We start from the raw sequence: 13,615 nt of genomic DNA, 5'->3' as shown, positions 1-13,615 counted from the left end.
AATAATTATACACTGCGAACCAGATTTATGCAACATCAGTATCTTTTTTGCTTTCCTATGAATTCCATCTTATTTTCTTGTCAGTTCGTAGTATACAATACTGCCCTGCAACAGTTTTACTTCTTTACGCTCGCCGATTTCATAATACGGCGCAAGCTTTGCCAGATGCTCCTCTTCATGGACATTTATCATGTACGGGTTTACAATCAGTACCGCCTTATCCTTTCCCTTTGATACCATTTCGGAAGAAAAATATTTTACTTCATTATAGAATTCCATTTCCTGTGTATTTTCATTCTCATAAAAAACTCTTTTTTTCGTTTTTTCATCCCAGTTTAAATAATAAAACGGAAGATTGCCGCAGATAAATGAACCGTTGCTGTCCGGGATATAAATATCCGTTGTATCTGGGTGGTAATCCACATCTGCAAGCACTTTATCATATGCCTTGTCAATATACGTATACTGCGTATTATAAATGAGGTAATCCCCGTAATAAATGCTGTTGATATCGCTGACCTTTCCCGTAAAACAAAGCGTTGTATTTCCGGTATCCAGCTTTAAAAACAACCCTCTTGTCACCGGGTCAATCGTAAATACGCACTCACCGGCAAGTAAAACGCCAAATACTGCCGTCACTGCCATGCCTGCATATTTTTTCTTTAAAAATGTGCTTTCCGGCAATTCTGCCGCAAAAAGCGCCATACAATAAAAAAATATCAGATACAGCAAAACATCACCCGCTACATTATATCTTGCCACCGATGCCGTAATATACAGACATGAAAACGATAAAAATGCAACAAATGCTCCGGCGATGCCGCAGATTTTACACGATGCCTGAATTTTTTTCCTGCCTTTTACTTTTAAAATAAACCACCACGCAACCGCAATGACAATACCGGCTGTCAGTATCCAATTGAAATTTAACAAAAACTGCTGTTTTAATTTAACTGCCACAAATGCCGGCTGAAAGCCCAGACAATTCTCTCCTGTGCTGTCCCAGCGCAGTCCCGGTTCTTCATTTCCGTTTTGTGTCCACGTTGCAATACCACCGATAAACTTTGTATAATACAGCTGTAACAGTGTCACTGCAAGAATTGCATATAACTTTACATCTTTAAAAATTGCTTTTACGGCATGGCTTCTCTTTTCTGCAATATGCTGGATAAAAATGCCAAACACCAGTCCGCCGACCAGCACCAGTCCTGTTTCTTTCGTCTGAAAGCACAGAAGCGAAAAAAACGCCGCAAGAACCGCCTTGTCATACACATAGCTGTATAACAGAAATATAAAAAATACCGCCAGTGCATAGTCCGGATTAAAATACATGGTCATACCGAAAAACAGTGGTGAAAATGACAGTAAAAATGTACACACCGCTGCTTTTCCTTCTGTAACCTGCGGCAGGATTTTTAAGAATATGCGGTACACACACCACAGCGCCAGTGCCGTCAGAATCAGGCTGGTCAGTGTAACACCGATGACTTCCTGTGAAAAAGCAAGTTCTCCCGGCAGATATACAAGACAGAATCCCAGTGTCGGATGTCCGCACAGCGCATAATTTTCCACGAACTCTTTAAAACCCGTATATTCAAAATGATGTGTTCCGAGAATCAGCCGATAATAATATTCTCCCGAATCCCAGCGCGGAAGCTGTGAAAGCAGCGGCACACGGCATAAAACTGCAATAAAAATAAGAATCAGTACCCACTTATGCGTATTGAAAAATTGTCGTATATTTTGCAGCGAAGCATTTTCCATACACAGATTTAACAGATATTCTGTGATAAAATAAGCCGCAGCGAAAAAAATCATTGCCAGATAGAAAATACTCCGGCTGTCTGCTGCCACCATATACAGCTTATAAAGTCCGGTTGCCAGACAGAATGTCATCGGAACAATACAGACAACCGCAATCTGACCTGCGTATTTTTTCAGATACCGGCACACCAGAGCAATCAGCACTGCTGTCACTGCCATTGCCGCTATCAGGATACAAAGTGGTCTTTTACCTCTCCATTCCAGTATATAGCCGCCGTAAATCAATGATGTCACCAGCATCAGCAGCACTGCCGCCACTGCATGATACACTTTTTTTAGAAACTCCATATTCATCTCCATTCTTTCTTTACGCTTAAAACACAAATTGCATCAGGCATATTTTTGAAATAACCTGATGCAATTTGTCCGTTGCAGTACTGTGCAGTGTTACACTAAATTCTCTCTACGCCCAGTGTTACCTGCTCACCATTAATATTCCATTCTTTTGTAAAGCCTTTTGCTTCTCCCTCTGTAATGTCTTCTGCCAGAACAATCTTTGTAATCTGTGCTGCATTTTTGTCAATCAGTGCAGAAATCTTGTCATTTCCGCTGACCGTTACATGAATCTTATCCATTACTTCAAATCCTGCATCCTTACGCATGGTCTGAATCTTGCTGATGACTTCACGGATAAAGCCTTCTTCTAAGAGTTCCGGTGTTAAATTCGTATCCATAACAACCGTAATGCCCTTATCGGAGCTTGCCACAAAGCCTTCCTGCTGTGTCATTTCAATTAACAGATCTGCCTTTTCAAGCTGGATATCCTGTCCGTTTACCTGTAAGGTGATAAATCCGACCTTATTTAACTCATCCATTGCAGCATTGCCGTCAAGTTCACCAAGCTGCTTTCTGATTTCACCTAAGAACTTGCCGTACTTCGGTCCGAGTGTCTTTAACTGCGGCTTAAATGTGTAAGAAGTGAAATCTCTGACATCGTCCTTGTATTCAACTTTCTTTACATTTAATTCGTCTGCGATAATATCGGTAAAGAAATCATCCAGCTTCCACGGCGCTTTAATGAACATCTGTCCGATTGGCTGTCTGTTCTTGATATTGGTTGCGTTACGGCATGCACGTCCGATAACAACGGCATTTAATACGTCTTCCATATTGTCTTCAAGCTGCTTGTCAATCCATTCCTTATGAACTTCCGGGAAGTCACACAGATGAACGCTGATTGGCGCATTTTTATCAATGCTGCATACAAGATTTCTGTAAATGCTTTCTGTCATAAACGGAATCATCGGTGCGGCTGTCTTACACAGCGTAACCAGTGTTGTATACAATGTCATGTATGCATTAATCTTATCCTGTTCCATGCCCTTTGCCCAGAAACGTTCACGGCAGCGTCTTACATACCAGTTAGAAAGCTCGTCTACAAAGTCTTCCAACACTCTGGCTGTTTCCGTAATCTTATAATTTTCAAGATTGTTGTCCACTTCTTTGACAACCGTATTTAACTTGGAAAGAATCCACTTATCCATAACCGGAAGCTTATCGTATTCCAGTGTATATTTGGTTGCATCAAAATTATCAATATTCGCATACAATACGAAGAACGCATACGTATTCCAGATGGTTCCCATGAACTTTCTCTGACCTTCCGTTACTGCCTTGTCGTGGAAACGGTTTGGCAGCCATGGTGCGGAATTTTCATAGAAATACCAGCGGATTGCATCTGCGCCGTGTGTCTGTAACGCATCAAACGGGTCTACGGCATTTCCCTTGGACTTACTCATCTTCTGTCCGTCTGCATCCTGGACGTGTCCTAAAACGATAACATTTTCATAAGGTGCTTTGTTAAACAGCAGCGTTGAAATCGCAAGCAGTGAGTAGAACCAGCCTCGTGTCTGGTCTACGGCTTCAGAAATAAATTTTGCCGGGAACTGCTGTTCAAAAATTTCCTTATTTTCAAACGGATAGTGGTGCTGTGCAAACGGCATTGAACCGGAGTCAAACCAGCAGTCGATAACTTCCGGCACACGTTTCATCGTACCCTGGCACTTCGGACACTTGCAGGTTACCGCATCAATATACGGTCTGTGTAATTCGATATCGTCCGGGCAGTTGTCGGATTTTTCTTTTAATTCCTCAATGCTTCCGATAGACATCATTTCTCCGCAGTCTTCACACTGCCAGATATTGAGCGGCGTACCCCAATATCTGTTTCTTGAAATACCCCAGTCCTGAACATTTTCAAGCCATGCACCGAAACGTCCCTTACCGATTGTTTCAGGAATCCAGTTGATGGTGTTGTTGTTGCGGATTAAGTCATCCTTTACTTCTGTCATCTTGATAAACCATGATTCTCTTGCATAGTAAATCAGCGGTGTATCACATCTCCAGCAGAACGGATAATCATGTTCAAACTTCGGCGCATCAAATAACTTGCCTTCCTTGTCTAAATCCTTTAATACTTCCGGGTCTGCCTTCTTTACAAATAATCCGGCATATGGTGTTTCTTCTGTCAATTCACCCTTACCGTCTACGAACTGTACAAACGGAAGGTCATATTTTCTGCCGACCTTGGCATCGTCTTCACCGAATGCAGGGGCGATATGAACGATACCGGTACCGTCTGACATCGTAACATACGTATCACAGGTTACAAAATGTCCCTTCTTATGCTGCTTTTCGGCAACTTCAGCCGCACATGCATATAACGGTTCGTATTCCTTGTATTCTAAATCTTTACCTGTATATTTTTCAAGAACTTCGTAGTCAACACCTGCGCCGCTTCCGAGTTCCTTACCTTCTTCAGCCTGAACGCCTGCCACAGTCTGACCTGCCTTAACAGCCAGTCCGCCAAGTACCTTGTCAAGCAGGGCTTCTGCCATATAGTAGGTATAACCGTCTGCCGCTTTTACCTTGACATAAGTTTCTTCCGGATTAACACAGAGCGCAACGTTTGACGGAAGTGTCCATGGTGTTGTTGTCCATGCAAGAAAATACGCATCTTCTCCCTTTACCTTGAAACGTACGACTGCGGAACGTTCCTTGACATTTTTATAACCCTGCGCTACTTCGTGTGAAGACAGCGGAGTACCGCAGCGTGGGCAGTAAGGTACAATCTTAAAGCCCTTGTATAACAGACCCTTGTCCCAGATCTGCTTTAAAGCCCACCATTCTGATTCAATAAAGTTATTATCATAGGTAACATACGGATGTTCCATATCTGCCCAGAAACCAACGGTTGATGAGAAATCTTCCCACATACCCTTGTACTTCCAGACACTTTCCTTACAATGCTTGATAAAAGGTTCCAGACCGTATTCTTCAATCTGTTCCTTGCCGTCTAAGCCTAACATCTTTTCAACTTCAAGTTCTACCGGCAGTCCGTGTGTATCCCATCCTGCCTTACGAGGAACCATATAGCCTTTCATTGTACGGTATCTTGGAATCATATCCTTAATAACACGTGTCAGCACGTGTCCGATATGCGGCTTTCCGTTTGCAGTAGGCGGTCCGTCATAAAATGTGTACACTTCACCTTTTCTGCGGTTGTCTATACTTTTCCGGAAAATGTCATTATCCTTCCAGAACTTTTCTACTTCTTTTTCTCTTTCTACGAACTTCATATCCGGTGATACTTTTTCGTAAACCATATTGATACTTCCTTTCCTGCCCTCCGGCAAATAACTTCTATTTATAAACTACTGATTTTTGAGGTTTTGCACATTCCCACGCCGAGTGCGGTCGTCTGCGGCAAACTGCAACTTCGCGCGAGTGCGCATCATCGGCACGTAGTGCCTTTTGTGTAATATTACACAAAAAACCTCCGCCGTAATACGGCGGAGGGTAAAATCATTCGTTCTATCCAAAATCCAAAACCAATTACGACATACCAGCATATGCGTCCCCTGTAACGGTGGGATTACCGTCCTCATTTACTTACAGGTTTCCTGCTTTCAGTTTGGATGCTTGGAAGTGATGTTCAGATAAATTCTACTTGCACCGGCTCTCACCCTCCCGGCTCGCTTTTGCGTTCAAAGATATCCTACTGTCTTCGTCATAGCATTTAGGTTCATTTTATAAGAGATTATGGTTCTTGTCAAGAATTTTACGCTAATTCTTTGGTTATAAAAAATTCAGTTGTAGAGATTGAAAATACTGGCTATAATGATAATAAAGAAATAAATGTAAAAAGTACATTCTTGTTTTTAGAATATAGAATTTTTAAAAGCAAAGATATAGAAGCATAGAGAAAGGTCGTGATATAATGGTAACTACAGAATCTGTAACTATTAACGTTCCAACAGAAATGGCAAAATATTTGATAACAATGAATCCGGAAGCTGAACTTACCAGAAATGCGTTACTACTATACCCATATATATTAAATCAAACGATATCTCATGGTCGTGCAGCTGAAATTCTTGGTATTAGAAAATCAGAACTGATTGATTTGTATGATACATTAGGCTATTCTTATTTTGATATGACAATGGATGACTTAGACGATGAACTGAATACTTTCAGACAGTTAAAAAAGAAGGAGGCTGCCATATGATTGTTGTATCAGATACAACACCGCTTATATCGCTTCTTAAAATCAATCGTTTGGATTTGTTAGAAAAATTGTTTGGAGAAGTATTTATTCCACAGGCGGTATTCAACGAACTGACAGCTGATGAACGTTTTCAATTAGAAGCCGAACAAATCCGTCAAAAGAAATTCATTTTCATAAAGCCTGTAAATGTTCCCGAATCCGTTAATATCTTAAAAAGAGCAACGGGACTTGACCTCGGCGAGAGTGAAGCCATTGTTCTGACCGATGAGTTAAAAGAATGTATCACCGGATTGCAGCACGCAGGACGTCATATCGGACAGCGGCATTATCAAATGCTGTTAAACCGACTGAAAGATTAAAACAGACTTTGGGTAATAAAATCCAAAGTCTGTTTTTAGGTTTTAGATTGAAATTTACGTAATGTGATTTAAGCTGTTTCCAATCAAAATTTCTTTGTTCCTTCAATTATTATACTCGCAGTCTTCCGCTTGAAACTTCTTCACAGAATTCATCAACACTGCCCTTAAAACCAACATTTCTAATCTGACGAATCAGTTCCTCCTCCATATGACCATAGAATGGATAACGGTGGTCGGCACTTCCGATTACAGGTGTCATATAATCACCGAATTCCGCACTGAGCACTTCATCCCAGCTTGCCGGAGCATTTACACTAAAGTGCTCAAACGGCATTTTAATAACTGAATTAAAACATTCTTTATGCATTTTGTAGCTTTCTTTTTCAATCCAAAATTGAAATTCGGTAACATAATCGGCTTCCTCTTTATAACATAATGCAGATATGCTATCTATAATTTTCCATATCTGGTTTTCAACCTCTGCAACCGTTGCCTTTAATTCAATTTTTACATTGCACAGATTACCAAACGCTGTTAAACATTCTATTAAGGAATTTGTTTTTCGCAAATCATCCCATTTTTCAAGTATGAGCATACCTGCTTTTATGATTTCTTTCTGGGCAGTTACAAATTCTGGGTCCCTTGATAAATAATCCACCGGAAAAATATCAATACCTGCCCGCTGATACGGAAAACCGTGAAAATATTTCATATAATCGTTAAAATCCCACAGTTCCTCATCTGCGATTACTCTTAATTGTGGTACAAAAGCGGCCGTCTGCAAACGTGGTGAATCTGCATACATTCCTGCCACAACAAATCCGTGTGGCAGTTCCTTCGGAAGTATTTTTATTAACTCATTATATTCCTCTCTCATAAGACATATATCAATATCGTCATCCCACGGAATCATTCCTTTATGTCTTACGGCGCCAAGCAGGGTTCCCCAATCTGCAAAATATCTTAATTTATTTTTTCTGCATACATCCGCTACAACCTGAAATACTTCCATTTGAGCCGCCCATGCCCGTTTCATCATAGATGTAATCTCAAATCCTTCTCTTACTTCTGCTTTAAAAAAATCATCATCAAATTTCATATATTACCCGTGTATGATAATCAGAAAGTAAACCATCATACATTTCCTCCCCTTTGATATCGTGATTCAACACGATTCAGATGTCTTTATGATAACACAAAAACATCTGAATTTGGAAAATATTTTTATGCTTCCAGCCTTTTACTGATTTTAGCAAAATCAATTTTAAGTTCCCCGTTATAAATTCCCACAGGAATCTTATCCTGAAATTCGAAAATACTGACCGTATCTTCCGCATCATCATTCTGTGCAAATGTATAGACAATCACTTTCATATCCTTCGGGTCAATCATCCAGTATTCACGAACACCTGCATTAGAATATTTATATGTCTTAACGCCGATGTCCTTTCTTCTTGTAGACTTTGACAAAACCTCTGCCACAAAATCAGGCGCACCGTAAATACACCTGTTAATATCCTTACTTCTGTCACACAGAATAATAACATCAGGTTCCACCATCGTCTTGTCATCACAGTCAAGCTGGACATCTACGGGAGCTATATACGTCATGCAGTTGCCTTCTCTTTCCTCAATAAAGCGTTCTATCTGATAGCACATCTGCAATGCTATTATCTGATGAACCGTAGTCGGTACCGTCATCTCATAAAGCACACCGTCAATCAATTCATATCTTTTATCTTCAGGCAGTGCATAATAATCTTCAAGCGTATACTCGCCCTGCTTCTTTTGTCCATACGGCACAGCCGCTCCACAAACCATATCAGGCTGATTTATTAAGCCTGCTTGTTCATCATCTGCGAATCCGGCAGGTTTATCCTGATTCACAGGCTTTAACACACGTTCCAATGCCTGAAGCGTATCGTATCTTGGCGACTTCGTAACCCCTGTAAATATCTTCTGGATTGTTCCCTTCGGAATCCCTGTAAGCTGTGATAATTGATCATAAGAGTAACCATGCTGCTGCTTATAATACTGCATTTGTGATAAAGTCATATGTACCTCTCTTTCCGCAAACAAATGCAAAAATGGATATAATATGATACATAGCATAATTGTATCATATTATATCCATTTGTCAATAACATATCATTACTATTAATAAATGTTTATTCCCGTTATTTCATCAAAGTAATGATTTGTTCCGTTAATATTTACCAGACCTTTCATCATTGCTCCGGTAATCAAATCAAAATAATAACGTCCATTACTGTTTGCTGTCCAGCCCTTTACCATATGGCCGTCTTCATCATAACGAACCCATTTTCCGCCGTTTGAATCCTGATATACGTCCTTGCTGACTGCCTTCTTTCCTCCGTCAATCGAATCCAGCCAGTACCATGCGTCCGACTTAGGATCGTAGATTTCCTTGCCTCGGCCCTCTAAGCCCTGACGAACACCCAATTCATACCAGTACTCATTGCCGTCTATTGTATACCATTCGCAGTCAATACCTACGCCTGTCACCTTATCAAATGCACATGGTTTTCCGTCAATCACAACAGCTCCATGCTCCATCTGACCTGTTATATCATTATAATAATAAACTGTTCCGTTTTCCGTCGTATACCAGCCCTTTATCATCTCTCCGGTAATCTCATCAAAACGATACCAGCCGTTATAACGGTAATCCTCGCCTTTTACCATCTTACCCTCTGAATCATAGCGAACCCATTTACCGTTTTCTCTGTTTTCGTTGCTCTCAGGAACATAAACATCTTTATCGACTGCCAGCGTTCCGTCAGCGTCAAACCAGTACCAGCCATCGCTAACAGGGTCATACACCTGTTTATCTCTTGACACTGTTCCGTAATCAAACCAGTATCTTCTGCCGTTTTCATCTGATGCCATTCCGTTATACTTCTCAACAATCTTACCATTTTCATAATAATGCAGACTTCCGTTCTCATCGGCAGCTACACCTGTAAATGTATTTTCAGGAAGTTCAATAACATATACATATTCTGCAACATCACTTTCAACGAGGTCTGCATTTACTGCATACGCTTTAATTGTTGTCGTTACACTCTTTCCTGCTTCACCCTTAAGCTGTATTTTTTCCGTATACAACACTTTTGTTGCGGAAGTCTTTGGATCAGAACCGTCCGTTGTATAATAAATCTTTACTCCGTCTGCCTTTGAATATAACTCAATTTCCCTTAATTCCCTGTATGTTCCCGGAACAACACTTGCAATCAGTGATACTACAGCGTCATCTCCCACATAATCAGGATTACTATACATATAATATCCTTTCAGGTCTTTAAAGTTAGCAATATATTTATCAGTTGTCGTTCCAACCGAAGTTACAACTGCATATAATTTATGTTTGCCGCTTACGCCTTCCGGAATTGTAACCTCCATTTCCAAATCGGTATACGAAGACGCCGTAATCTGTGCCTTTGCTATTTCTGTTCCGTCCTTATCATCAAGTCTTATTGAAACATACTGACTTCCGTTCTTTGCTTTTCTTGCACAATTTATTGAAAGCCTTGTAAGTCCTGTGACATCACAGTCAGGATATGCAAAGCCTACACTTCCAACTTCCTTATCCTCAACGGTTGTATTGTAAGCATTATTATATACATAGCCTACGTTAGTATTGCTGTTTTCAAGCTTAGGAAGTGCCTTTCCTGCCTCTGTATTAAAAAATCCCGTTGCCTTTGAAACGTCTGCTGTCCAGCTTCCCTCAATAAATTCCGGCTCATTTTTTCCAAATCCGCTGATTGTATATGTAACGCCTGCTTTACCCTCAAAGGTAATCATATTTTCAGCTTCATTTAATTGCGTCTTTATTACATTTCCGTTTGAATCGATAACCTGTGTCTTTGCAATATAATCATATCTTACGTTTACCGTTCCGTCCTGTGATGGTGTAACGGCTGCTGAATCTGCAACGCCGTTTTTCCATGAGCAGTCAACGCTTGCACCGCCTCTTGCCTTAAAGCCTGAATAAGAGCCCTCTGTCCACTGTGACGGTAATGCCGGTAATAAATCAATAGCTCCGTCATGTGACTGTATAAGCATTTCCAAAATACCTGCCGTAGCTCCGTAATTTCCGTCTATCTGGAAATTCGGGTGCTGGTCAAACAGATTTGGAGAAGTTCTCGTTGTAAAAAGCTGTTCAAGCATAGAAGAAGCTGCATCACCGCCTAAGGCTCTTGCATTTAATGAAATTCTCCATGCAAGTCCCCAGCCCTGTCCGCTTCCTGCACCTCTTGCCGCAACAGATTTGCAGAATGCTTCATAAATTGCCTGTTCATTTTCATCTTCTGAATATGCACTCAAATGTGTTCCCGGATACATTTCCAACAAATGTGAGCAGTGGCGGTGTCCTGATGCATTGGAAGCCCCATGTGCATATACACCTATCGCCTGTGTCGGGTCTGCTGCAAATGGATTTACAACATTCCATGTAGGTGATGAACTCTTTGAAATATCAAATGTTACATCTCCTCTTGCCCATTCCTTGATAAGTCCTGAATTATCTATTAAATTTGGTGCAACAGTTCCTTTCTCGTCTCCTAAATATGTTGACGGCATCTGCTTGTCTATAACTGCAAGAAGCTCTTTATTTTCTTCAGTCTTTCCTAATATTTCACTTGCCTTTGTTACCATATCATATAAGTTACGGATTAACTGCGTATCCATTGCCGCACCCGGCTGTACGCCGCCCTGTTCAGGTGAACATGAAGCCGCTGTTACAAGATAGCCTGTCTTTTCATCTACAACAACGAACTGCGTAAAAAACTTAGCAGCACCTACCATGTACGGATACACTTCTGAAAGATATTCCGTATCAAAATTGTACTGATAATACTGCCATGCATGGTCAAGCAGCCATATTCCGCCTGTCGGCCATAAACCTGCCGTTGCATTATCGATTGGCTGTGTTCCTCTCCACAAGTCAAAATTGTGGTGTGTAACCCATGGATCTCCCGGCTGATAAGTGTCATCGCCGCGTTCATTATAAATTGCATACTGGTTAGCCGCAGTTATTGAACCTGACTGCGCCAGCTCATCAAATGTATCGATAAGAGGACGCTCACATGTTGACAGACCTAACCCTTGAGCTGCCCAATAATTCATCTGTGTATTTATATTAACCGTATATTTTCCCTTCCATGAAGCAGATAATGCAGCATTCCACTTACCTGTAAGATTAAGCGGCTGTGATTCATAAATATCAATATCTTCCGATGTCTCTGCCTCTTCTCCGTCTCTTGAACCTGAGATAATCAGATATTTTCCATAGTTAAATTCAAGCACTGCAAGCTGATTATCACCTTCTGAATATGTAGAATATACATTTGAAGTCTTATGTGCATAATCAAGGTTAGAACCTGCTCCAACTGTAAATCCCGACTCACCGTTAATGTCTTTTCTTACTCTCTCCTCTGTCGGTGTTGTAGAATAATCCACGCCGTTTGCATTTTCAAGATACAGTGAAGTCTCTGCAAATAACGGACAGAAGTCCTCTAAATGTCTCGCTTTAATTGTTTCATAAGTCTTTGACTGTATATTTTTTATGTACCTTGCACAGTCGCTTGCCGGCTTGGTATTATCAAGATTCAAATAATCCACATAATTTGATGCACCTACAACATAGATTACAGCCTCTTTGCCGCCTGTAACCGTAACAGTCGTATTGTCATCAGATACAGAAAATACCCCGTCACCGTCAAGAAGCATATGTGCCTCAAACTGAATAGCATTAATCTGTGACGGCACTGTGGAATTTTTATTTCCGTCGCTTACTGCTGCCGTCAGTTTTACCTCTTTATCACTTACCTTTTCATACTTATAGCGTCCCTCTGCATTATGATAAGAATGAAGCTGCGCACTAAAAGAAAGGCCTTTTGTTGAACTTATATGTGTCACCACTGCCTGATCAGGATAACTTGCAAATGTTTCTCTTGTAAAATGTGCATTTTCATAATCATAATCAACTGTCACAATACCCTTTGTCAAATCAAGGCTCTTTGTGTAATTTGATGTATTTTCATGCTTCTGTCCAAAATCAAGATAAACCTCGACAAAAGACTTGTAAGCATGCTGTGAAGACGGCTCGCCAAGTACCGTACTTTCAACCATACGCTCCATTGAATATCTGTACTGCACCGCTTCCTGCGTTTTAGAATTATCTATATTTAATGACTGATATGATATCGACATCTTTGAAAATTCAGGGTAAGCCTGACGAAATGCTTCATCTCCGACAATCGCATTTGCGGAACCTATTGCGGCAGGCGTACCGTCCTCATTTGCACCACGGTAAAATTTCCAACCGTCTGCAACACTTCCGCTTGTCTGATTTTTTGTACTGATTGTCGTGGCTTTTGCCGTATCATCAATATTAGTAATCGTGTTTCCGTTTTCATCTGTAATAGTACCATACGGAGAACCGTCCCATATAGTATCCTCATTAATCTGAATAACCTCTTTGTCTACACCTCCGGCAACCATACCTGCCATACGTCCGTTACCAACAGGATAGCTGTATGTCCAGAGATATTCTGAATAAGCCCAGTCGGTCAGAGTCTCTCCGCTCTTTCCGTACGGATTCTGATGTCCGCTTGAATTTTTGGAATCCGCATTAGGATTTACCTCTGCGAGATTGCCATACGTTGTTGCTGCTGTTTCGCCAAGCACCTCTTCCACACAAGTATCCATCCACAAGGTTGTCTGTGCGTCAAATTTTTTCAACCCATTTTCAGCACCCTGACTTACAGACGGAAATGAAATAGAACCGGCTAACAGCGTTATTGCTGCTGCCATACTAAATCCCCTCTTTCCTCTTTTCATGTACTCTCCTCCAAAATTATATACATTTCTAAGCGATTAATCACTTATTTTTATTATA

At 40.8% G+C, this 13,615-nt stretch carries 7 protein-coding genes; 2 read left to right on the top strand and 5 right to left on the bottom strand.

The features are described 5' to 3' along the window. Positions 1-69 precede the first annotated feature (69 nt). Together LI288_RS06260 and ileS are read right to left on the bottom strand one after the other, a co-directional pair. The gene (locus tag LI288_RS06260) at positions 70-2,112 is read right to left on the bottom strand and encodes an ArnT family glycosyltransferase (protein WP_022433199.1); all 2,043 of its coding nucleotides are present in this window, start codon (positions 2,110-2,112) and stop codon (positions 70-72) included. 104 nt (positions 2,113-2,216) lie between these two features. After that, positions 2,217-5,429: an isoleucine--tRNA ligase gene (gene ileS / locus LI288_RS06255; RefSeq protein ID WP_022433200.1), complete on the bottom strand. Its 3,213-nt coding sequence runs from the start codon at positions 5,427-5,429 to the stop codon at positions 2,217-2,219. A 614-nt stretch (positions 5,430-6,043) separates the two neighbouring features. Between ileS and LI288_RS06250 the strand changes: the two genes are divergently transcribed. Both LI288_RS06250 and LI288_RS06245 read left to right on the top strand, forming a co-directional pair. Continuing rightward, the gene (locus LI288_RS06250; RefSeq protein WP_227089817.1) at positions 6,044-6,334 is read left to right on the top strand and encodes a UPF0175 family protein; all 291 of its coding nucleotides are present in this window, start codon (positions 6,044-6,046) and stop codon (positions 6,332-6,334) included. Next, positions 6,331-6,693: a DUF3368 domain-containing protein gene (locus tag LI288_RS06245; RefSeq protein ID WP_227089816.1), complete on the top strand. Its 363-nt coding sequence runs from the start codon at positions 6,331-6,333 to the stop codon at positions 6,691-6,693. The genes LI288_RS06250 and LI288_RS06245 overlap by 4 nt, the downstream gene beginning before the upstream one ends. Positions 6,694-6,802: 109 nt before the next feature. Here LI288_RS06245 and LI288_RS06240 read toward each other — a convergent pair whose 3' ends face one another. The 3 genes from LI288_RS06240 to LI288_RS06230 all read right to left on the bottom strand — a co-directional run bounded on the left by LI288_RS06240 (position 6,803) and on the right by LI288_RS06230 (position 13,557). Beyond that, positions 6,803-7,792: a LicD family protein gene (locus tag LI288_RS06240; RefSeq protein WP_227089815.1), complete on the bottom strand. Its 990-nt coding sequence runs from the start codon at positions 7,790-7,792 to the stop codon at positions 6,803-6,805. A 125-nt stretch (positions 7,793-7,917) separates the two neighbouring features. Next, entirely contained in the window at positions 7,918-8,748 is an 831-nt protein-coding gene (locus LI288_RS06235; RefSeq protein ID WP_227089814.1) for a Uma2 family endonuclease, read from the bottom strand. A 102-nt stretch (positions 8,749-8,850) separates the two neighbouring features. Beyond that, on the bottom strand, positions 8,851-13,557 hold the full coding sequence (locus LI288_RS06230; protein ID WP_227089813.1) for a glycosyl hydrolase family 95 catalytic domain-containing protein: 4,707 nt from the start codon (positions 13,555-13,557) through the stop codon (positions 8,851-8,853). Between the last annotated feature and the right edge of the window lie 58 nt (positions 13,558-13,615).

Origin of the sequence: Lachnospira pectinoschiza (genome assembly GCF_020564355.1) — a bacterium.
GTDB lineage: Bacteria > Bacillota > Clostridia > Lachnospirales > Lachnospiraceae > Lachnospira > Lachnospira intestinalis.
Note: the sequence above shows the minus strand (reverse complement) of the source record. Positions and strands in the feature narration are given on the sequence as shown.

Coding starts and splice junctions, on each gene's coding strand:
- LI288_RS06260 (WP_022433199.1), bottom strand. CDS start 2,112: ATGGAGTTTCTAAAAAAAGTGTATCATGCAGTGGCGGCAGTGCTGCTG.
- ileS (WP_022433200.1), bottom strand. CDS start 5,429: ATGGTTTACGAAAAAGTATCACCGGATATGAAGTTCGTAGAAAGAGAA.
- LI288_RS06250 (WP_227089817.1), top strand. CDS start 6,044: ATGGTAACTACAGAATCTGTAACTATTAACGTTCCAACAGAAATGGCA.
- LI288_RS06245 (WP_227089816.1), top strand. CDS start 6,331: ATGATTGTTGTATCAGATACAACACCGCTTATATCGCTTCTTAAAATC.
- LI288_RS06240 (WP_227089815.1), bottom strand. CDS start 7,792: ATGAAATTTGATGATGATTTTTTTAAAGCAGAAGTAAGAGAAGGATTT.
- LI288_RS06235 (WP_227089814.1), bottom strand. CDS start 8,748: ATGACTTTATCACAAATGCAGTATTATAAGCAGCAGCATGGTTACTCT.
- LI288_RS06230 (WP_227089813.1), bottom strand. CDS start 13,557: ATGAAAAGAGGAAAGAGGGGATTTAGTATGGCAGCAGCAATAACGCTG.